Source organism: Bradyrhizobium sp. AUGA SZCCT0182 (assembly GCF_018130185.1).
In the GTDB taxonomy this organism is placed as follows: domain Bacteria; phylum Pseudomonadota; class Alphaproteobacteria; order Rhizobiales; family Xanthobacteraceae; genus Bradyrhizobium.
In genome coordinates this window covers 239909-262019 of sequence record NZ_JAFCLY010000002.1, presented here as the reverse complement: position 1 = coordinate 262019, position 22111 = coordinate 239909, and the positions used below count along the sequence as shown (strand labels likewise).

The window sequence follows — 22111 nt, the reverse complement described above, 5'->3', positions numbered from 1 at the left end:
ACCCTGCATGAGCCGTGTGACACAAGGCTTTCAAGCCGTCTGCGGCGTCGAACTTTCGCGGATCATGAGTTGAAAACCAAGGTCGAGGACCGGTTCCCGCGGCCGGCGGCCCTCGATCGCGTCGATCACCATGGTGATGGCGTGACGGCCCATCTCGTAGCGATTGGTCCGCACGCTGGTGAGCGAGGGGACGGCGGAGGCCATGAATTCCAGATCGTTGAAGCCGACAATCGCCATCTCGCCGGGAACCGATATCTGGCGGCGCTGGCATTCGAACAGCACGCCGAGCGCAAGGTCGTCATTGACGCAGAACACCGCGTCGATATCAGGCGTCTTCGCAATGAGATCGGCGAACAGCGTACCGCCAAGCGTCACGGTGGTCGGCACCGTCGTCGTGACGACGAGGTTTGGATCGAACAGCGAGGCCGCCTTCATGGCGTCGCGATAGCCGTCGAACCGCCGCTGGACGCGGGGATCCATCCGCGCGCCGAGGAAGCCGATGCGCCGGCGCCCTTGCTCGAGAATATGCGAAATAGCCGCAAAACCGGCGTCGTAATGCGAAAAGCCGATCATCATGTCGACCGGGCTGTCCCCGATCTCCATGATCTGCGCGACCGGGCAATCCATGGTCTCCAGGATGACGCGGGATTCCGCGGTCTGGTTGATGCCGGTCACGATCAATCCGGCCGGCTTCTGCGCCCGGAACAGCCGCAGCATCTTCTCTTCCTGCAGGATGCTGTAGCGCGTATTGGTCAACTGGATGCTGTAGCGGCTCAGCTCGGTCGAATCGTAAATGCCACGCAAGACGTCGGCGAACACGCTGTTGGTCAAAGACGGAATCACGACGCCGATGACTTCGGTGCGATGCGAGGCCAGCGCGCGCGCCGCCAGATTGGGCACATAGCCCAGTTCCTTCACGGCGCTGTCGACGCGTTCGCGTTTGGCGAGCGACAGCGCATCCGGGTTTCTGAAGAAGCGGGATGCGGTGATTGGCGACACGCCAGCCAGCTTGGCGACCTCGGTGAGGCGGATTTTGCCAGACTTCGTCGGTTTTCGTGCCATTCCGCGCTCTTACCATAAGAAACCAGACAAATGAACAATTATTGACAGCGCTACCATCGCATTGCTAAAAACCGCCAAACTGCGGATGATAATGCTTGGCTGAATTCGGCTGGATGGCATTAGAGTCGAACAAGACAGCGTGGCGCCGGCCTCCGTCCGATGGCGTCAGAAAACAGAAAATGAGGGGAGAGAAGTCCGATGTCGTCGGTACAGATTCGCGACGTGCGAAAGTCGTTCGGTAATTTTGAGGTTTTGCACGGCGTTTCGATTCCGATCGAGGACGGCGAGTTCGTAGTGCTCGTCGGCCCCTCCGGTTGCGGCAAGTCGACCTTGCTGCGGATGCTCGCGGGCCTCGAAAACATCACCTCAGGCACGATTTCGATCGGCGACAAGGTGGTCAACAATGTCCAGCCGAAAGAGCGCGACATTGCGATGGTGTTCCAGAATTATGCGCTCTATCCGCATATGACGGTCGCCGACAATATGGGCTTCTCGCTCAAGCTGCGCGGCGCCAAGCCTGAGGAAATCTCCAACGGCGTCAAGCGCGCCGCGGAAATCCTGGCGCTGACCCCATTGCTCGAGCGTTATCCCCGGCAGTTGTCCGGCGGACAACGTCAGCGCGTCGCGATGGGCCGCGCCATCGTGCGCGATCCCCAAGTGTTCCTGTTCGATGAGCCGCTGTCCAACCTCGACGCCAAGCTGCGGGTTGCGATGCGCACCGAAATCAAGGAACTGCATCAGCGCCTGCGCACCACGACGGTCTACGTCACCCACGACCAGATCGAAGCCATGACCATGGCCGACAAGATCGTGGTGATGCATGACGGCATCGTCGAGCAGATGGGCACGCCGCTCGAACTGTACGACACGCCGGCCAACCAGTTCGTGGCGGGCTTTATCGGTTCGCCGGCGATGAACTTCCTCAAAGGCAAGGTGAAGTCGAACGGCAGCGCCGGGTTCGAAGGCCCGAACGGTGTCAAGCTGCCGCTGATGTCGGCGCCCGCCAACTCCGAAGGCAAGCCGGCGGTCTACGGCGTCCGGCCCGAGCATTTCACCATCGCCGATGACGGCGCCGAAGCCGAGATTGTGGTGGTCGAACCGACCGGCTCGGAGACCCAGGTCTTCGCCAAGCTCGGCGGCGAACAGGTCGTCGCCGTGTTCCGCGAGCGACATCAATTCAATCCGGGCGACAAGATCCGGCTGAAGCCGGATCCTGCGCTCGTCCATCTGTTTGACGAGACCACAGGAAAGCGACTGAACGCCTAAAAAACATAATCAAAATCAAATTCACAGGGGAGGATCTACGATGCACGATTTTACTCGCCGCTCGCTGCTTCAAGGCGGCACTGCGCTGGCCGCGGCTGGCGCGCTGACCGGGCCTGCACTGCTGGATTTCGCCAAGGCCTGGGCGCAAGCCTCGCCTTGGAAGGCGGAGCCGGGCGCCAAGCTGACGGTGATGCGCTGGAAGCGTTTCGTGCCGGCGGAAGACGACGCGTTCAACGCCATGGTCGCCGCCTTCAAAGCCGCGACCGGCACCGAGATGAACGTGTTCAGCGAGTCCTTCGAGGACGTGCAGCCGAAGGCGTCCGTCGCTGCGAACACCGGCTCCGGACTCGATGTCGTCTGGGGCCTGCATACGCTGCCGCAACTGTTCCCGACGCAGGTGATGCCACTGAACGACGTCGCCGACTATCTCGGCAAGAAATACGGCGGGTGGACCGAAGCGGCGGCTGTTACCTGTAAGCAGGGTGACAACTGGCTGGGTATCCCGGTCGCCACCATTGGCGGCTACATGACTTACCGAAAGTCTGCCGTGGACAAAGCGGGCTTCAGCGAGTTTCCCAAGGACTTTCCCGGCTTCCTTGAAATGTGCAAGGCGCTCAAGAAAAACAATACCCCGGCGGGCTTCGCGCTCGGCCATGCAACCGGCGACGCCAACGGCTGGCTGCACTGGATCCTTTGGGGTCACGGCGCCTATACCGTCGACAAGAGCGACAAGGTGATCATCAACTCGCCGGAGACCCTGAAGGCGCTGGAATACACCAAAGCGCTTTCGGATACTTTCATTCCGGGCGCCGCGTCGTGGAACGATGGTTCCAATAACAAGGCGTTCCTTTCGGGCGAACTTTATGTCACCGCCAACGGCATCTCGATCTACGTCGCGGCCAAGGATGACCCGACCAAGAAAGAGCTCACTGAGGACACCTACCACGCGCTGTATCCGGTCGGTCCGATTGGCAAGCCAACCGAACTGCAGCTGTGCGTCCCGATCCTTGCGTTCAAGTTCACCAAGTACCCGAACGCTGCGAAGGCCTTCATCGCCTTCATGCTGGAGAAGGAAAACTACGACAAGTGGTTGTCCGGCGCGCGCGGTTATCTGACCCACACGCTCAACGCTTATGACTCGTCGCCGGTGTGGACGGCAGACCCGAAGAATGCGGTGTTCGCCCAGGCCAGCAAGCGCGCGCTCCCTGCGTCCGGCATCGGTACGCCCGGCGAGAAGGCGGCGACCGCGATCGCCGACTTCCTGGTGGTCGACATGTTCGCGAACTATTGCACCGGCCGTGAGACCGCCGCCGGTGCGATTGCGATCGCCGAACGGCAGCTGAAGCGCATCTATCGCTGATGACAACAGCTACGGGCGGCACGCAATGCCGCCCGTAGTTGCCGGATGCTTCGCTATCGAGGACGAGACGGCACCACGGCCGTTACACTTGCGGGATTTTGCCAATGGCTGACATCGCCCTCCAACCCCGGACTGCCAGACGGCCGATTCGCGAGGCGTCGAGGTGGGACCTGATCAAGGCCAATCGCAACTATCTCGGCTTCTGGTTCATGCTGCCCGCAATGGTGTTCCTGGTTCTCTTCCTGGCTTATCCGCTGGGGTTGGGAATCTGGATTTCGTTCACCGACGCGCGCATCGGCAGGCCCGGCGCGTTCGTCGGGCTGGAAAACTATGAATGGCTTTGGGGCGACTCGATCTTCTGGCTGTCGGTATTCAACACGCTGCTCTACACATCCGTCGCCAGTGTCATCAAGTTCGCGATCGGCCTTTATCTCGCGCTGCTGCTGAACGAGAACATGCCGTTCAAGGCGATGCTGCGAGCCTTGGTGCTGATCCCCTTCATCGTGCCGACGGTGCTGTCGGCACTGGCGTTCTGGTGGATCTTCGATTCGCAGTTCTCGATCATTTCCTGGTCGCTGAAGCAGATGGGATTGATCACCGACAATATCAATTTCCTCGGCGATGTGACCTGGGCGCGGATCTGCGTGATCTTCGCCAACATCTGGCGCGGCGTTCCCTTCGTTGCGATCACGCTGCTGGCCGGCCTGCAGACGGTCTCGCCGTCGCTTTACGAAGCCGCGACGCTCGATGGTGCGACCAGCTGGCAGCGGTTCCGGTTCATCACCTATCCGCTGCTGACGCCGATCATTGCCGTCGTAATGACCTTCTCGGTGCTGTTCACGTTCACCGATTTCCAGTTGATCTGGGCGATGACGCGCGGCGGTCCGGTCAATGCCACGCACTTGATGGCGACGCTGTCCTATCAGCGGGCGATCATCGGCGGCGTTCTCGGTGAGGGGGCCGCGATCTCGAATGCGATGATTCCGTTCCTGCTGGCGGCGATCATGGTCTCCTGGTTCGGACTGCAGCGCCGCAAGTGGCAGCAAGGTGAAAACAATGACTGATCTGCCCACACAGAGGCTCGACCTCAAAGGGGTGTTGTCGGGATCGGCGCGAACCGCGGCTGCCGACGATCACACCGTCGGCATGAGCTATCTGGAGTCGCTGCCGCGGCGCCTGGTGACGCTTTATCTGCCGCTCGGGATCATCGTCGTTGTGCTGTTGTTCCCGTTCTACTGGATGGCGCTCACCGCCATCAAGCCGGACGAGCAGTTGCTCGACCTCAACACGTACAACCCGTTCTGGACCTGGAACCCGACGTTCAAGCACATCCACAAGCTGCTGTTCGGAAGCTACTATCCGCTTTGGCTGTGGAACACGATGTATGTGGCGGTCTGCTCGACCGTGCTGTCGATCTTCGCCAGCGTGCTGGCAGCCTACGCCATCGTGCGGCTGCGCTATCGCGGCGCGCAATGGGTTGGCGGGCTGATCTTCCTGTCCTATCTGGTGCCGCCCTCGATCCTGTTCATTCCGCTCGCCACCGTGGTGTTCCAGTATGGTCTGTTCGACACGCCGTTCGCGCTGATCCTGACCTATCCGACCATCCTGATCCCGTTCTCGACCTGGCTGTTGATGGGCTATTTCAAGACCATCCCGTTCGAGCTGGAAGAGTGCGCGCTGATCGACGGCGCCAGCCGGTGGCAGATCCTGACCAAGATCGTGCTGCCGCTGGCGATCCCGGGATTGATCTCGGCCTTCATCTTCTGCTTCACGCTGTGCTGGAACGAGTTCATCTACGCGCTGACCTTCCTGACTTCGGTGCAGAACAAGACGGTGCCGGTGGCGATCGTCAACGAATTCGTCGATGGCGACGTCTACCGCTGGGGATCGCTGATGGCCGGCGCGCTGGCGGGTTCGCTGCCGCTGGTTATCCTTTACGCCTTCTTCGTCGAGCATTATGTGTCGGCCATGACGGGAGCCGTGAAAGAGTGAGCGCGCGGGCCCGAAGCAAGAAATAACAAAAGCCATCGCTGTCGTCCCTGCCTAGGGCGCAATTGCGCTCAGGAGCAGGGACCCATAACCACCGGCAGCAATTGTTGAAACGAAGTCGTCAACCATTTCGTCTCAGTCACATCGGCCGGGGCGTATGGGTCCCGGCTCGAGGCCGGGACGACCAAAAATGAAAAAGGAGTAGGTCTTGCACATTCTTATTCTGGGTGCCGCCGGCATGGTCGGCCGCAAGCTGACCGAGCAACTGCTGCGCGACGGCCGGCTCGGCAAGCAAGACATCACCCGCATGACGCTGCAGGACGTGGTGGCGCCCACCAAGCCGGCCAGCTCGATCCCGGTCAACGTCGTTGCCTCCGATTTTGCCGATGCCGGTGCCGCCGCGCCGCTGATCGCCGAACGGCCTGACATGATCTTCCATCTCGCCGCCATCGTGTCTGGCGAGGCGGAGGCCGAATTCGACAAGGGCTACCGGATCAATCTCGACGGCACGCGGCATTTGATCGACGCGATCCGTGCGATCGGCGGCGGCTACAAGCCGCGGCTGGTATTCACGTCCTCGATCGCCGTGTTCGGCGCGCCGTTCCCCGAAAAGATCGGCGACGAGTTCTTCCATACGCCGCTGACGAGCTACGGCACCCAGAAGTCGATCTGCGAACTCCTGATCAACGACTACACCCGCAAGGGCCTGCTCGACGGCATCAGCATCCGCCTGCCGACGATCTGCGTGCGGCCGGGCAAGCCGAACAAGGCGGCGTCCGGGTTCTTCTCCAACATCATCCGCGAGCCGTTGGCGGGCAAGGAGGCGGTGCTGCCGGTGTCCGAAGACGTGCGCCATTGGCACGCCTCGCCGAAATCGGCGGTCGGCTTTCTCATGCACGCCGGCACCATGGACCTCAACGCCATGGGCGCGCGGCGCAATCTCAGCATGCCCGGGATGTCGGTGACCGTCGGCGAACAGATCGCCGCGCTTGATCGCGTCGCCGGCAAGAACGTCACCGCGCGCATCAAGCGGGTGCCCGATCCGACCATCATCAGCATCGTCAGCGGCTGGCCGCGCGATTTCGTCACCGACCGCGCGCTCAAGCTCGGCTTCACCACGGCCGAGAAGACTTTTGATGACATCATCCGGATTCACATCGCAGATGAACTCGGCGGCAAATTCGCCGGCTAAAGCATGATCCGGAAAAGTGGAAACCGGTTTTCCCTCGACAAACGCGAAGCGTTTGCTCGGAGATCATGCTCAAACAAAAGGATAGAGCGAGATGACGAAGTCATCTTGCTCTAGCGTGCGTTCCGGCGATCCCGTACAGATGCGGTCATGACCAGGGTAGCCTGTATCGGCGAATGCATGATCGAGCTGAAGCAGGCCGAGCACGGCCTGTTTTCGCGCGGCTATGGCGGCGACACGCTCAATACCGCCGTCTATCTGGCCCGGCTTGGTGCCGGCACCGACTACATCACGGCACTCGGCGACGATACGCTGAGCGATGAAATGATCGCGGGCTGGGAGGCCGAGGGTGTTGGCACGGCGCGGGTGTCCCGGCTATCGGGCAAATTGCCGGGCCTCTACATGATCCAGACCGACGACAAAGGCGAGCGTCGTTTCTTTCACTGGCGCGAGAGCGCCGCCGCGCGCAGCCTGATGGATTTGCCGGAGACGGCGGATATCCTGAATTCACTGGCGAGTTACGACATCGTTTATCTCTCGGCGATCACGCTATCGCTCTACAATGACGTTGGCCGGGCGCGGTTGTTCTCGGGGATCAAGCGCGCCCGCGAAGCCGGGGCGCGGTTTGCCTTCGATACCAATTTTCGTGCCCGCGGCTGGCCCGACCTGAATGTGGCCCGCGCCGTCTATCAGGATGCATTCGATCTCGCCGATATCGTGTTGGCCTCGACCGAGGATTTGCTGCCGCTCTATCCCGGTGAAAGCCACGATGGCTTGCTGGCGCGCATTCCGGGCGGGGAGGTCGTGCTAAAACTTTCCGAACCCGCGAGCATCCTCCGTCTCGACGGCGCGTTGCATCGGACCCGGGCCGAGCCGCTGACGAAACCCGTCGTCGATACCACGGCGGCGGGCGACAGTTTTGCAGCTGCCTACATCGCCGCACGGCTTGCGGGTGCTGGGCCAGTTGAGGCCGCGCGGGCCGGGCATCGTCTTGCCGGCGTTGTGGTATGTCACCCCGGTGCGATTATCCCGCGCAACGCAATGCCGGCCTGATATCGTTGGCCACCAGCAACCTCTCGCAAGGCGTCCCTATGAGCGTGAATGTAACAGCAAGGCAGGAAAATCTCGCGGCTTTGGTGAAATCCGCCACCGTCATACCGGTGCTGACCATCGAGCGGCTGGAAGACGCGGTGCCGCTGGCCAGGGCGCTGGTTGCCGGGGGCGTGCGCATGCTGGAAGTGACGCTGCGCACGCCGGTAGCGATCGAGGCCGCCAAGGCCATGATTGCTGAGGTGCCGGACGCCATTGTCGGGATCGGCACCATCCTGAACGGCGATGATCTCAAGCGGACCGAGGCGCTCGGCGCCAAATTCGGCATTAGCCCCGGAGCGACGCCAGAACTGCTGAAGGCTGCTGCGGCCAGCGACCTGCCGTTTGCGCCGGGTATCGCGACCGCGTCCGAACTGATGCAGGCGCTGGCGCACGGTTTTGACCTCGTCAAATTCTTTCCGGCGGAACAGTCCGGCGGTATCAAGGCACTGCGTGCGCTCGCAGGTCCGTTCCCGAACATCAGGGTTTGCCCGACCGGCGGCATTGGCGAGGCCAATGCCGCGGCGTGGCTGGCCGAACCGAATGTGCTGGCCGTGGGCGGTTCCTGGCTCTGCCCGGCGGCGGATATACGGTCCGGCAACTGGGCCGGCATTTCAGCCATGTGCGCGCGGGCGATGAAAACGCTGAAACCGGCGTGAAGTATTTTTTCCGATAGGGTACAAAACCGTCCGAACCGGAACAGGGAGAACGACCATGACAGCCAGCATCGTGGGATGGGCGCACACGCCATTCGGCAAATTCGACGCGGAGACCGTTGAAAGCCTGGTGGTGAAGGTAGCGACCGACGCAATGGCCGATGCCGGCATTTCCGCTGAAGACGTCGATGAAATCGTACTCGGGCATTTCAACGCCGGCTTCTCGCCGCAGGATTTCACCGCCTCGCTGGTGCTGCAGGCCGACCCCAAATTGCGCTTCAAGCCGACCACGCGGGTCGAGAATGCCTGCGCCACCGGTTCGGCCGCGGTGCATCAGGGCATCCGGGCGATCGCCGCGGGCGCGGCCAAGATCGTGCTGGTGGTCGGCGTCGAGCAGATGACGCGCACACCGGGCCCGGAGATCGGCAAGTACCTGCTTAAGGCGTCGTATCTGCCCGAGGATGGCGACACCGTCGGCGGTTTCGCCGGGGTGTTCGGCAAGATCGCGCAGAGCTATTTCCAGAAATATGGCGACCAGTCCGATGCGCTGGCGATGATCGCGGCGAAGAACCACAAGAACGGCGTTGCCAACCCCTATGCGCAGATGCGCAAGGACTTTGGCTATGAGTTCTGCCGCGCCGAGAGTGAGAAGAACCCGTTCGTCGCGGGGCCCCTGAAGCGGACCGATTGCTCGCTGGTGTCGGATGGCGCAGCAGCGCTGGTGCTGACGGATTCGGAGACCGCAAAGACCATGGGCAAGGCGGTGAATTTCCGCGCCACCGCGCACGCGCAGGATTTTCTGCCGATGTCCAAGCGCGACATCCTGCAGTTTGAAGGTTGCACGGTCGCCTGGCAGCGCGCGCTGCAGCAGGCCGGCGTTAGCCTTTCCGACTTGTCGTTCGTCGAAACCCATGACTGCTTCACCGTCGCTGAGCTGATCGAATATGAAGCGATGGGCCTGACGCCGCGCGGGCAGGGCGCCCGCGCCATCAAGGAAGGCTGGACGCAAAAGGACGGCAAGCTGCCGGTCAATCCGTCCGGCGGGTTGAAGGCGAAGGGCCATCCGATCGGCGCCACCGGCGTCTCCATGCATGTGATGAGCGCGATGCAACTGGTCGGCCAGGCGCCCGAGGGCATGCAGCTGAAGAATCCAAAACTCGCGGGCATCTTCAACATGGGTGGCGCCGCGGTGGCGAACTACGTTTCAGTGTTGGAGCCGGCGAAGTAAGACGGTAAATTCCGTGTCGTCCCGGCGCAGGCCGGGACCCATAACCACCGTCGTTCGTTGTTTTGCCGAGCCGTAGGCTCCGTCTTTCGACTGCAACTTCACGGCGTATGGGTCCCGGCCTGCGCCGGGACGACGCGGAGTATTGAGCTTCGCCACGCATACGCCCATACCCCTGACGCCCTTGCTCTTCGTTTCACCCTGCCGTTACTAGATGGGGAATAACCACATCCGGGAGCGAATTGGGCATGGGACCGCTAAAAGGCATCAAGGTCGTCGACATGACGTCCGTGCTGATGGGGCCCTTTGCCACCCAGACGCTCGGCGATTACGGCGCCGACATCATCAAGGTGGAATCGCATGATGGCGACGTCACGCGGCAGATCGGGCCAACGCGGCATCCAGGCATGGGGCCGGTGTTCCTCAACACCAACCGCAACAAGCGCAGCATCTGCCTTGACCTGAAGAAGCCGGCCGGGCGCGACGCCGTGCTGCGGCTGATCGCGAAGGCCGACGTGCTGGTCTACAACGTGCGCCCGCAGGCGATGGCGCGGCTGCAGCTCGGCTACGACGTGGTCTCGAAAATCAACCCGCGTTTGATTTATGCCGGCGTGTTCGGCTTCGGTCAGGACGGGCCTTATGCAGCCAAACCCGCCTATGACGATCTGATCCAGGGCGCCACCGCGCTGCCGGCGTTGATGGCACAGACCGGCGACGGCGTGCCGCGTTATGTTCCCAATGCCCTGGTCGACCGCATCGTCGGGCTCACCGCGGTCGGCGCGATCTGCGCCAGTCTTGTGGATCGCGACCGCACGGGCCGCGGCCAGCGCGTCGACATCCCCATGTTCGAGACCATGGCGAGCTTTGTGATGGGCGACCACATGGGCGGGCTCACCTATGAGCCGCCGCTCGACAAGGGCGGCTACGCCCGGCATCTGTCGCCGGACCGGCGGCCCTACAAGACGTCCGACGGCTACATCTGCGTGATCGTCTACAACGACAAGCAGTGGGAGAATTTCTTCCATGCCACCGGCCGCGACGATTTGCGCAGCAATCCGAAGTTCGCAACCTTTGCCGGCCGCGCCACCAATATCGACACCGTCTATGCCGAACTGGCGCGCATCCTTGAGACCAAGAGCACGGCCGAGTGGACCGCCATCCTCGAGAAGGCCGACGTGCCTGTCATGCCGATGCATGACCTCGAAAGCCTGCTGCAGGACCCGCACATAACAGCGACTGATTTCGCTCCCGTGATAGATCATCCGACCGAGGGACGGATTCGCAACATGCGGTCGTCGGCGCGGTGGTCGGAGACACCGGTGGAGATGACGCGATTGGCACCGCGCCTGAGCGAGCACAGCGCCGAGATTTTGCAGGAAGCAGGCTTCTCGGTCGACGAGATTGCCGCCCTGGTTCGCGACGGCGTCACCAAGACCGTATCAAACACCTAAGGACTGAGACCATGGATTTCGCGCTGTCGGCCAACCAGGAATCGATCCGCGATGCGATCGGGAAAATCTGTTCGCGCTTTGACGACGCCTATTGGCTGAAGAAGGACAAGGAAGGCGGCTATCCCGCCGACTTCCACCGCGCGCTCGCGGATGCCGGCTGGCTCGGCATCTGCATCCCCGAGGAGTATGGCGGCTCAGGTCTCGGTATCACCGATGCCGCAATCATGATGCGCACAATTTCGGAGTCAGGCGCCGGCATGTCGGGCGCCTCGGCGGTGCACATGAACGTGTTCGGCCTCAATCCTGTCGTCGTATTCGGCACCAAGGAGCAATGCACACGCATGCTGCCGCCGATCATCGACGGGCGCGACAAATCCTGCTTTGCGGTGACCGAGCCCAACACCGGGCTCAACACCACGCAGCTGAAAACCCGCGCTGTGCGCAAGGGCGACAAATACATCGTCAACGGCCAGAAGGTCTGGATCTCGACCGCCCAGGTTGCCAACAAGATCCTGCTGCTGGCGCGCACCACGCCGCTCGAAGAGGTGAAGACGCCGACGCAGGGCCTCAGCCTGTTCTACACGGACTTCGACAAGCAGCGCGTTGCCGTGCACGAGATCGAGAAGATGGGCCGCAAGCCCGTCGATTCCAACGAATTGTTCTTCGAGAATTTTGAAATCCCGGTCGAGGATCGGCTCGGCGAGGAAGGCCGCGGCTTCGAATATATCCTGCACGGCATGAATCCCGAGCGCATCCTGATCGCAGCCGAAGCCGTCGGCCTCGGCCAGGTCGCGCTGTCGCGCGCGTCGGCCTATGCCAAAAACCGCATCGTGTTCAATCGTCCGATCGGCATGAACCAGGGCATCCAGCATCCGCTGGCCAAGAACTGGATGGAGCTGGAAGCCGCGTGGCTGATGGTGCTCTCCGCCGGCTGGCAATATGATAAGGGCATGCCGTGTGGCCCGGCGGCCAATGCCGCGAAATATCTGGCGGCCGAAGCCGGCTTCCATGCCTGCGAGCAGGCCGTCATGACCCATGGCGGCTTTGGTTACGCCAAGGAATATCACGTCGAGCGTTACTTGCGGGAATCCCTGATCCCGCGCATCGCCCCGATCAGCCCGCAGCTTATTCTCAGCTTTATCGCCGAGAAGGTGCTGGGGTTACCGAAGTCGTATTGAGGATGGCCATACGATTACCCCACGTCGTCATTCCGGGATGCGCCGCAAGGCGCAGGCCCGGAATCCATTGGGCTACTTGCGACGGCGGCGAAATGGATTCCGGGCTCGCGCTTCGCGCGCCCCGGAATGACAATGGGGGACGACCATGAGCTTCATCACCGGTGTCGGACTGACGTCATACGGCAAGCACGAAGGCTCGTCCTCGCTCGATCTCATGAGCAAGGCAGCCGAGATGGCGATTGCCGATGCCGGGCTGAAGCGCTCGGAAATTGACGGCATCCTCTGCGGCTACAGCACGGTTTCGCCGCACATCATGCTGGCAACGGTGTTCGCCGAACATTTCGGCATCCGGCCGTCCTACGCCCACGCCGTACAGGTCGGCGGCGCGACCGGGCTCGCGATGACCATGCTGGCGCATTATCTGGTCGATGCGGGAATCGTAAAACATGTGCTGGTGGTCGGCGGCGAAAATCGTCTCACCGGGCAGAGCCGTGACGCCTCGATTCAGGCGCTGGCGCAGGTCGGCCACCCCGACTATGAGGTGACGCTGGGGCCGACGATCCCGGCCTATTACGGCCTCGTCGCGTCGCGCTACATGCACGAATACGGCGTCACCCAGCAAGACCTCGCCGAATTCGCTGTGCTGATGCGAGCGCACGCGCTGACACATCCCGGCGCCCAGTTCCATGAGGCGATTACGGTCGCCGACGTGATGGCGTCAAAGCCGGTGGCGATGCCGCTTAAGCTGCTCGACTGCTGCCCGGTGTCCGATGGTGGAGCGGCATTTGTGATCAGCCGCGAGGCGACCGGCGCGACTGGTATCCGCGTGCGTGGTGCCGCACAGGCACATACCCATCAGCATGTCACCGCGGCACCAGCCTTGAGCGAGCTCGGCGCCGAGATTTCGATCGCGAAAGCCAAAGCCGCATCCGGCCTAACGATCTCCGACGTGCGCTATGCTGCCGTCTACGACAGTTTCACCATCACGCTGGCGATGCTGCTGGAGGACCTCGGCCTTGCCAAACGCGGCGAGGCGGCGGCAAAGGTGCGGGCAGGGTACTTCGGCCGCGACGGTGAGATGCCGCTCAACACCCATGGCGGTTTGCTGAGTTACGGCCATTGCGGCGTCGGCGGCGCGATGGCGCATCTGGTCGAAACCCATCTGCAGATGACGGGGCGCGCTGAAAATCGCCAGGTTCGAGATGCCTCGATCGCGCTATTGCACGGCGACGGCGGCGTGCTGTCGTCGCATGTCAGCATGTTCCTGGAGCGGGTGCGATGAACGCGGATTGGACCAAGGGCGGCGAAGGCATCGTCTACCAATCCTGCGCCGCTTGCGGGAAGGTGCAATATTTCCGTCGCAGCTTTTGCGCGGCCTGTGGCGCGCCGGATCCGGCGGAGAAATCCGCAAGTGGAGCAGGGACGGTCTACGCGACCTCGCTGGTATGCCGCGCCGCAACGCCTGAGACCCGCGCGCACGTTCCCTACAATATTTTGCTGGTCGATACGCCGGAAGGGTTTCGCATGATGGCCCATGGCGACCACGATCTGGCCATTGGCGATCAGGTCAGCGCGACCTATCAGCCATTTGCCGGGCGGCTGATTCCTTATTTCGCAAAGGCAAAATGAAGCATAGCGTTTTCGAGCGAAGCATGCCCTCGGACTTGATCCGGGGGTGGACACCGGTTCGCGTTAAGAAAACGCGTCAAAACAAAATGCAAAGCTCCGAAGCAATCCAGAGTGACGCGGAACGGATGTTTTCTGGATTGCTTCGTAACGCTTTCACTCACAAACCGCGGCTTCACCGCGCGTAGAAGATGACGCTGGCGATGACGAGCATTGCCGTCACCGCCAGCATTTGCGCAAGCGCCTCCGAGGCCGCCCTTTTGGTGGCTTCCTTCATGCTTTCTCCCTAGACTTGGGCATAGCTCATCGCTGCACGACAAGCGTGCTGGACGGCCGTTTATTTTTACTCGGAACACCCCGCGACGATCATTCGCTTCGATTGAGTCCCCACTCAGCGAACATCGACCGTGCCAAGTTTGAACAGCAATGCGGCGGCATTTTGGCTCAGGCGCAGCCGGATTTTGCGCGCGTGGTGGCGATTTCCGAGCATAGTCTGGTTGATCCGCAGGGAACCGCAAGGCATGATCCGCCTGCAAAATCAAAGAAAACAAGGTGAGAAATGGCCCGTATCGAATACAGCGATCCCGCTAAACACAACGATCGTACCCGCGAAATCCTCGGCAAGAACCGCAATGCCAATATCTTCAGAATGATGGCGCATTCGCCGAGCTATTTCGAGCAATATTGCCGGCTGGGCGGTGCGATCAGGCACAAGGGCGAGCTCGATCCGGTCGTGCGCGAACTTGCCATCACCCGCACCGGCATCCTGTGCGAGGCGCCTTACGAGATCGTCGCGCACAAGCGTATCGGCAAGAACGTCGGCGTCAGCGACGAGCAGAACGAAGCGCTGGAAAACTGGCAGTCGGCCACATGCTTCAACGAGGTGCAGCGCGCCGCGCTCGCCTTCACCGATGAAATCGTCAAGCTGCACAAGCCGACCGATGCGACCTTCAACGCCATTGCGTCGAAGCTGACGGCGGCCGCGCTGGTCGAGCTGCAGCTTTCGGTTGGCTTCTACATCATGACGTCGAAGTTCCTGGAGACGTTTGCCATCGACCTGCAGCCGGTGACCGAAGTGATTCCATAGGTGGGCGAGAGTATGACTGAAGAGGAACTCGACGCCTCGGTAAGCGTGGCCATCGCCCGGCTACATCAGGCGATGGCCAGAGTTGCCAATGGTGATGTGTCCGCGATCAAGGCGCTTTATTCGCACACCTCGGAAGCGACCAGCTTCTACGGCTGGGGCGGCTACGAGAAGGGATGGGAAGCGGTGTCTCGGCGGTGGGACTGGGCCGGCGCGAGGTTCAAGGGCGGAACCGTCCGTCACGAGAATATCTCCAAGGTCGTCACCCCTGCGATGTTCTACGTGACCGATATCGAGACCTTCGAAAACCAACGCGTCGCCGACGTCGAAGGCATCACCGGCTGGTCCAATCGGGTTACGCATATCTTTTGCCGCGAGGCCGGCGAATGGCGCCTCGTTCACCGCCACGGCAACCGGCTGGAATCGCAGCACGAGCCATCCACCAAACTTGGCGAAGTTGGCCGCTGAGGCGATGGTTTGCCGTCGGCTTCCATTCAATAACGACTGTGTTCGGATGCGGGTGCCCTCATGAGCAACGGATGGGAGCTTTCAGCGCAAGCCTGGATCGACTCCATGGGCGAGCGCGGAGATTGGGGCCGCGAGCACGTGCTCGATCCGGTCATGCTCAGCCGCGTGGCGGCAGGCCGGTTCGAGCGAGCGCTGGATGTGGGCTGCGGAGAGGGCCGCTTCTGCAGGATGCTGAAGGCCGCCGGCATCGCAGCGACCGGGATCGATCCGACCGGTCAATTGCTCGAGGTAGCAAGGCAGCGCGATCCATCCGGTGACTACCGGTCCGGCAATGCCGAGCAGCTTGAATTCGAGGCGGCAAGCTTCGATCTGGTTGTCAGCTACCTCACGCTGATCGATATCGTCGATTTCAGAACGGCGATCAGCGAGATGGCCAGGGTTCTGAAACCCGGCGGCTCGCTGCTGATCGCAAATCTCACCGGCTTCACGTCGGCCGCTGCCGATCGGGGGTGGGTGAAAGATGCCGAAGGACGCCATCTTCACTTTCCCGTCGATCGTTACCTCGAAGAGTTTCCATTCTGGTTCGAATGGGCGGGAATACGCATCCAGAACTGGCACCGGCCGCTTGCCGCCTACATGACGGCCTTTCTCGAAAGCGGTCTGCATCTGACGTTTTTCGCGGAGCCCGGACCCGTATCCGGCGAGGCCGCGCATCAGGAACGTGCCCGGCGGGTGCCCTGGTTCGTCGTGATGGAGTGGCAGCGGCCTTCCGTGGGATGATTTCAGGCCCGCGGCCCGTATCTCCGCAGCGCCTCCAGCGTCAGTCCTTTGCCGACCGCGCCGAACGTGTCGCCTTCGACGAGACGGGCCGCCGGCACCGCCTTCCTGATCGCATTGCGGACATGGGCGAGCTGCACCGAACCACCGGTCAGGAAGACAGCGTCGATGTCCTCAGGCCCAAGCCCGGCCTGCGTGAGGCAATTCTTGATGCGGGCGGCGATACGCTCGGCCAGTTGACCGGTATGGCTGACCAGATCGGGGCGGCTGATGCCAGCGTTGAGGCCGGGCATCACCCATTCCAGCGGAATGTCGGCGCGGCGCTTGTCCGACAGGGCGATCTTGGCTTCCTCGACCTCCATCAACAGCGTGTGGCCGCGCTGTTCCTCGACCACGCGCGCCAGCCGGTCGAGCAATTCAGGCTCGCTGGCCTCGCGCCGGACCTGGCGGATGTCCGCGAGCACGCGCGGCTCATACATGCGGTTGATGCTCGACCAGGTCGCGAGGTCGTGGAAATAGCTTGAGGGCACGTCGAGCCCGGCGCGGCTCATGGCGCTGCCGAAGCCGAACAGCGGCATCACGACGCCGAGGCTGAGCTGGCGGTCGAAATCGGTGCCGCCGATCCGCACGCCGTCATTGGCGAGAATGTCGCTTGAGCGGTTGGCCTTGGCGTGGCGTTCGGGCCCGAGCCGCACGATCGAAAAATCCGACGTGCCGCCGCCGATATCTGCGATCAGGGCAACTTCTTCGCGTTCGATCTGGCGCTCATAATCCAGCGCCGCGGCAATCGGCTCGAATTGGAAGGTGACGTCGTCGAAGCCGACTTCTCGCGCGATCTGGCGCAGCGTCTCTTCCGCCTTGCGGTCGGCGTCCGGCGCATTGTCGACGAAATGCACGGGGCGGCCGTGCACGACATCGCGCAGTTCGAGGCCGGTAGCTTGTTCCGCGCGCCGCTTCACCGCGCCGAGGTAATAGGCGATCACGTCGCGAAAGCCGGTCCGCTGGCGCCCGAGGCGGGTGGTTTCGTCGATCAGCGAGGTTCCGAGCACCGATTTGAGACTGCGCATCAGGCGGCCGGGGGCGCCGTCGACATAGGCGGCGATGGCCTTGCGCCCGATCAGGACCGCGCCGTCCACCTCATAGAAGATCGCGCTGGGAATGGTGGTGTAGCCGGCTTCCAGCTCCGCCAGGACCGGCGCTTCGCCTTCGATGGTGCCGAGCGTCGTATTCGACGTTCCGAAATCTAGACCGCAAATGGACATGGACGCTCCCAGGGGAAGCGTCCGTCTACACATTACCGGGCCGTCGATCCACACATATATTGGCCCGTTAATAGGGACTTGACCCAACGATTCCGGCAATCCGGCCACGCTGATCCACAGATCAATTTCTTTGCGTTTTCGCGGCCCTGGCGGGTTGATGAATCGATCCGTGGTAGTCCATAAGCGGCGTCCCGCGGCCATCATTCCGCCGCGGCCAGTCTGGAAAGAGGTTGCGTGGCAAACATCAATCGACAGATCGCAGAAGAGCTTGGCGTTCGCGAGCAGCAGATCGAGGCGACGGTCACGTTGCTCGACGGCGGCGCCACGGTCCCGTTCGTGGCGCGCTACCGCAAGGAAATCACCGGCGGGCTCGATGACGCCCAATTGCGCACCCTGGAAGAACGCCTGACCTATCTGCGGGAGCTGGAAGAGCGCCGCGTTGCGATCCTCAATTCGGTCCGCGAACAAGGCAAGCTCGATGCCGCGCTGGAAGCCGCGATCATGGCCGCCGACAGCAAGGGGCGGCTGGAAGACATCTATCTGCCGTTCAAGCCGAAGCGCCGCACCAAGGCGGAGATTGCCAGGGAAGCCGGCCTTGAGCCGCTTTCCGAATTGCTGCTGACACAGCCGCAAAACGATCCGCAGGTGGTGGCCGCCACTTACGTCGATGCTGAAAAGCAAGTGGCCGATGTCGCGGCGGCGCTCGAGGGCGCGCGTGCGATTCTGGTGGAACGGTTCGCGGAGGACGCCGACCTGATCGGCAAGCTGCGCGAGGAAATGTGGTCGAATGGGGTAATGACCTCGACCGTGCGCAAGGGCAAGAAGCTCGAAGGCGAGAAGTTCAAGGACTATTTCGAATACAACGGAGCGCTGCACAAGCTGCCGTCGCACCGCATCCTCGCGCTGTTCCGCGGCGAGAAGGAGGAAATCCTCGAGCTGCAGATACTGCCCGACGCGCAAGTCCCGGTCGCCAACGTGCCGAGCGCCTATGAGCTGAAGATCATGCAGCGCTTTCTGATTTCCGACCAGGGCCGCCCCGGCGACCGCTGGCTGGTCGAGACCGCGCGCTGGGCGTGGCGCACCAAGATCCAGGTGCATCTCAATATCGACCTGCGCATGCGGCTGTGGACCAATGCCGAAGCCGAAGGCGTGCGGGTGTTCGCCTCGAATTTGCGTGATCTTCTGCTGGCGGCGCCTGCAGGCGCCCGCGTCACCATGGGGCTCGATCCCGGCTTCCGTTCCGGCGTCAAGGTCGCCATCGTCGACGCCACCGGCAAGGTGGTGGCCACCACCGCCGTCTATCCGCACGAACCGCAGCGGCAGTGGGACGCGGCGCTGGCGACGCTCGGCAAGCTCGCGGTTGCGCACCGCGTCGATCTGATTGCGATTGGCAACGGCACCGCGTCGCGCGAGACCGACAAGCTGGCGACCGAGCTGGTCAAGCTGCTGCCGGACCTGAACATGTCGAAGATCGTCGTGTCGGAGGCCGGCGCGTCGGTTTATTCGGCCTCGGCCTTTGCGTCCGAGGAATTGCCCGAGCTCGACGTCACCCTGCGCGGCGCAGTCTCGATCGCGCGGCGCCTGCAGGATCCCTTGGCTGAACTGGTGAAGATCGACCCCAAGGCGATCGGCGTCGGGCAATACCAGCATGATCTCGGCGAATCCAAGCTGGCGCGTTCGCTCGATGCCGTGGTCGAGGATTGCGTCAACGCGGTCGGCGTCGATGCCAACACGGCGTCCGCGCCGCTGCTGGCGCGGGTGTCGGGCATCGGCGCGGGTCTGGCGCAGAGCATCGTGCAGCACCGCGACGCCAACGGCCCGTTCAAGTCGCGCAAGGGGCTGAAGGAAGTGCCGCGGCTCGGCCCGAAGGCATTCGAACAGTGTGCCGGCTTCCTGCGCATCCAGGGCGGCGAGGATCCGCTCGACGCCTCCGGCGTGCATCCGGAAGCCTATCCGGTGGTACGCAAGATTCTGACCGCGACCAAGAGCGACATCAAGGCGCTGATCGGCAATGCCGAGATCGTGCGCCAGCTGAAGCCGCAGAGTTTCGTCGACGACACGTTCGGCCTGCCGACGGTGACCGACATCCTGCGCGAGCTTGAAAAGCCCGGCCGCGATCCGCGCCCGGCGTTCAAGGCGGCGGTGTTCAAGGAGGGCGTCGAGGAGATCAAGGATCTCAAGCGCGGCATGATCCTCGAGGGCACCGTGACCAACGTCGCGGCGTTCGGTGCCTTCGTCGATATCGGCGTGCACCAGGATGGATTGGTGCACATCTCGGCGATGTCGAAAACCTTCATCAAGGATCCGCGCGAGGTGGTGAAGCCTGGCGACATCGTCAAGGTGAAAGTGCTGGAGGTCGAGGTCGCCCGCAAGCGCATCGCACTGACATTGCGTCTCGACGACGAGGTCGGCGACAAGGGCCCCAAGCTGTCGGACAGCAAGATGCGGGAATACTCGAAGGCATCGATGACGTCGTCAGCGCCGCGCAAGGCCCAGGAATCTGGCGGGGGCGCGCTCGCTGAGGCCTTGAAGCGTGCCGCGGAGAAAAGCGGGCGCGGAAAGATCTAATTCGACGTCAGCAAATTCACCTTGGCGTTGGCGAGGATCAGGCGGTCGGCGAGCAGTTGCGCGAGGTTGCGCATGATCCGCTCGCCGGCGCGGGGATGCTGCTCACGAAAACGTTCGAAATCGCGGAGCGGGACCTCAAAGGCGGTGGCCGACATATCGGCCAGCACGTCGGCGGAGCGGCGTGGCTCCAGCAGGGCCATCTCGCCGAACGGCATTCCCGCGGTCAGCGTCGCCAGCCGGATGCCGTCGGGCAGGGTGACGTGAACCACGCCGCTGCGCAGGAAAAACAGCGAGGTGGCGGGATCGCCTGACGCGATGATCTTTTCGCCGGGCTGGTAGGTCGTGATGCTGCAGAGCGAACCCAGATCGGTCAGTTCCTCGTCCGTCAATCCCACCAGCAGCGGCTGTTCGGACAGTTCCGTCGTCTCGAAAAAATCGATCGAACCGCCATGGCGAAACACCACCTGGTCTTCCGCCCATTCGATCGCGGCGTCGAGCAGGAAATAGTACCGCATGTTCGGCAGGGTGCCGGTCCGCTCCGCGATCGGCTGCCATTCCGCGTCGGCCCGCTTGATGCCGGACACGATCACGGTGACCTGATAGGCCGCCAGCTCGCGAAACTCCTCGGCGAGCAGCCGGGCGCCCGCCGGGGTCATCGACGTGACCCGGCGAAAATCAAAGATGACGAATTGCGGGAGTGGCTTGGCCACGAGCCGGCGCGCAATATAGTCGACATTCGACAGCGACAGCGTGCCCATCAGCTCGATGACGCGGACGTCCTGATAGTGCGCGGCGAGGATGGTTTGCTCGTGCGGGCGGCGGCTGCGCCGTGACGGATTTTCGCCGATATCGTAATCGGCAATAATGGCGTTGCGCGCATTGTCGCTGCGGTTGAGCATGTGCAGGTCGTAATGCGCCGACAGCGCCTCGCAGACCTTGATGCCGCGTACGCTGTTGCCGTGCTTGTCGAGTTTGGGCGAATAGCTGCCGAGCCCGATCCGCGCCGGCAAGGCGGCGAGGATGCCACCGCCGACGCCGCTCTTGGCGGGGATGCCGACGCGGTAGATCCATTCGCCGGCGTAGTCATACATGCCGGAACTGGTCATGACCGACAGCGTCCGCGAAATCGCGTAAGCGCTCATCACCTGTTCGCCGGTGACCGGATTGATGCCGCGATTGGCCAGTGTCGCCGCCATCACGGCGATGTCGCGCGCGTTGACCAGGATCGCGCATTGGCGGAAATAGACCTCCAGCACCGAGCTGACATTGTCCCTGATGACCGCGTTGGTACGCAGGAGATAGCCGATCGCCCGGTTGCGGTCGCCGGTCAGGCTCTCGGAGGAATATACGGCGTCGTCGACGCCAAGCTCGCGCCCGGCAAAACGTCCCAAAGCCTGGCGGATGTACTCGAACGCGCCGTCGCCCTTGGCCTCATAGATCAGCCCGGAGCAGGCGATGGCGCCGGCATTGACCATCGGATTGAACGGGTGGTTCTCGGCGTTGAGACGGATCGAGTTGAAGGGATCGCCAGAAGGCTCGACGCCGATCACGCTCTCCACGCGCGCGGCGCCCAGCGTGTCCAGCGCCAGCGCGAACACGAAGGGCTTTGACATCGACTGGATCGTGAAGGGGACCTGTGTGTCGCCGACCTCGTAGACATGGCCGTCGAGGGTCGCGAGGCTGATGCCAAAATGGGCAGGGTCGGCCTTGCCGAGCTCAGGGATGTAGTCGGCAACCGCCCCGCTGGTCTCGGGCAGGTATTCGGCGTGACAGCCGTCGAGAAACCGCAGCAATGGCGGTTTCGAACTGGTCCAGGCCGGGGCGCCGGTGGGCGATACTTTCATCGCCTACCGTTTTGCCG

20 protein-coding genes are annotated in these 22111 nt (G+C 62.6%); 17 read left to right on the top strand and 3 right to left on the bottom strand.

Going from position 1 to position 22111, the window contains the following annotated elements:
- Positions 1-30 precede the first annotated feature (30 nt).
- Positions 31-1062 carry a LacI family DNA-binding transcriptional regulator gene (locus JQ611_RS03575; RefSeq protein ID WP_212388792.1) on the bottom strand — a complete coding sequence of 344 codons (1032 nt, stop codon included), beginning with the start codon at positions 1060-1062 and terminating at the stop codon, positions 31-33.
- A 198-nt stretch (positions 1063-1260) separates the two neighbouring features.
- Here JQ611_RS03575 and JQ611_RS03570 point away from each other — a divergent pair, with 198 nt between their 5' ends.
- From JQ611_RS03570 to JQ611_RS03495, 16 genes are all read left to right on the top strand, one after another.
- Entirely contained in the window at positions 1261-2328 is a 1068-nt protein-coding gene (locus JQ611_RS03570; RefSeq protein WP_212034178.1) for an ABC transporter ATP-binding protein, read from the top strand.
- Positions 2329-2368: 40 nt separating this feature from the next.
- Positions 2369-3688, top strand: coding sequence for an ABC transporter substrate-binding protein (locus JQ611_RS03565; protein ID WP_212464527.1), 1320 nt, complete (start codon positions 2369-2371; stop codon positions 3686-3688).
- A gap of 104 nt (positions 3689-3792) precedes the next feature.
- Positions 3793-4752 (top strand): carbohydrate ABC transporter permease, encoded by a 960-nt coding sequence (locus JQ611_RS03560; RefSeq protein ID WP_212270309.1) that lies wholly within the window; start codon positions 3793-3795, stop codon positions 4750-4752.
- A complete protein-coding gene (locus tag JQ611_RS03555; protein ID WP_212270308.1) occupies positions 4745-5680 on the top strand; it encodes a carbohydrate ABC transporter permease in 936 nt (311 codons plus the stop codon). The genes JQ611_RS03560 and JQ611_RS03555 overlap by 8 nt, the downstream gene beginning before the upstream one ends.
- 205 nt (positions 5681-5885) lie before the next feature.
- Positions 5886-6869 carry a D-erythronate dehydrogenase gene (gene denD / locus JQ611_RS03550; protein ID WP_212464526.1) on the top strand — a complete coding sequence of 328 codons (984 nt, stop codon included), beginning with the start codon at positions 5886-5888 and terminating at the stop codon, positions 6867-6869.
- Positions 6870-7016: 147 nt separating this feature from the next.
- Entirely contained in the window at positions 7017-7919 is a 903-nt protein-coding gene (locus JQ611_RS03545; RefSeq protein WP_212464525.1) for a sugar kinase, read from the top strand.
- A 44-nt stretch (positions 7920-7963) separates the two neighbouring features.
- Complete coding sequence (gene eda / locus JQ611_RS03540; protein ID WP_312011864.1) at positions 7964-8614, top strand: bifunctional 4-hydroxy-2-oxoglutarate aldolase/2-dehydro-3-deoxy-phosphogluconate aldolase; 651 nt, start codon at positions 7964-7966, stop codon at positions 8612-8614.
- Between the two features lie 55 nt (positions 8615-8669).
- Entirely contained in the window at positions 8670-9839 is a 1170-nt protein-coding gene (locus JQ611_RS03535; RefSeq protein ID WP_212270304.1) for an acetyl-CoA acetyltransferase, read from the top strand.
- A gap of 245 nt (positions 9840-10084) precedes the next feature.
- A complete protein-coding gene (locus tag JQ611_RS03530) occupies positions 10085-11287 on the top strand; it encodes a CaiB/BaiF CoA-transferase family protein (RefSeq protein WP_212264955.1) in 1203 nt (400 codons plus the stop codon).
- Between the two features lie 11 nt (positions 11288-11298).
- Positions 11299-12465 carry an acyl-CoA dehydrogenase family protein gene (locus tag JQ611_RS03525; protein ID WP_212464523.1) on the top strand — a complete coding sequence of 389 codons (1167 nt, stop codon included), beginning with the start codon at positions 11299-11301 and terminating at the stop codon, positions 12463-12465.
- A gap of 145 nt (positions 12466-12610) precedes the next feature.
- A complete protein-coding gene (locus tag JQ611_RS03520) occupies positions 12611-13747 on the top strand; it encodes a thiolase family protein (protein WP_212464522.1) in 1137 nt (378 codons plus the stop codon).
- Positions 13744-14094, top strand: a complete 351-nt coding sequence (locus JQ611_RS03515; protein ID WP_212388785.1) for a Zn-ribbon domain-containing OB-fold protein — start codon at positions 13744-13746, stop codon at positions 14092-14094. Before JQ611_RS03520 ends, JQ611_RS03515 begins: the two co-directional genes overlap by 4 nt.
- A 319-nt stretch (positions 14095-14413) precedes the next feature.
- Complete coding sequence (locus JQ611_RS03510; protein WP_212464521.1) at positions 14414-14647, top strand: hypothetical protein; 234 nt, start codon at positions 14414-14416, stop codon at positions 14645-14647.
- A 3-nt stretch (positions 14648-14650) separates the two neighbouring features.
- On the top strand, positions 14651-15178 hold the full coding sequence (locus JQ611_RS03505) for a carboxymuconolactone decarboxylase family protein (protein WP_212464520.1): 528 nt from the start codon (positions 14651-14653) through the stop codon (positions 15176-15178).
- A 12-nt stretch (positions 15179-15190) separates the two neighbouring features.
- Positions 15191-15643 carry a nuclear transport factor 2 family protein gene (locus JQ611_RS03500; protein ID WP_192739710.1) on the top strand — a complete coding sequence of 151 codons (453 nt, stop codon included), beginning with the start codon at positions 15191-15193 and terminating at the stop codon, positions 15641-15643.
- Between the two features lie 60 nt (positions 15644-15703).
- Positions 15704-16423: a class I SAM-dependent methyltransferase gene (locus JQ611_RS03495; RefSeq protein WP_212464519.1), complete on the top strand. Its 720-nt coding sequence runs from the start codon at positions 15704-15706 to the stop codon at positions 16421-16423.
- Between the two features lie 2 nt (positions 16424-16425).
- Here JQ611_RS03495 and JQ611_RS03490 read toward each other — a convergent pair whose 3' ends face one another.
- Positions 16426-17682: an Hsp70 family protein gene (locus JQ611_RS03490; protein WP_212264948.1), complete on the bottom strand. Its 1257-nt coding sequence runs from the start codon at positions 17680-17682 to the stop codon at positions 16426-16428.
- Between the two features lie 234 nt (positions 17683-17916).
- On the opposite strand from JQ611_RS03490, the gene JQ611_RS03485 reads away from it, so the two are divergent.
- Positions 17917-20250: a Tex family protein gene (locus JQ611_RS03485; protein WP_212464518.1), complete on the top strand. Its 2334-nt coding sequence runs from the start codon at positions 17917-17919 to the stop codon at positions 20248-20250.
- Here JQ611_RS03485 and glsA read toward each other — a convergent pair.
- A complete protein-coding gene (gene glsA / locus JQ611_RS03480) occupies positions 20247-22094 on the bottom strand; it encodes a glutaminase A (protein ID WP_212464517.1) in 1848 nt (615 codons plus the stop codon). The two genes, JQ611_RS03485 and glsA, sit on opposite strands and share 4 nt — an antisense overlap.
- Between the last annotated feature and the right edge of the window lie 17 nt (positions 22095-22111).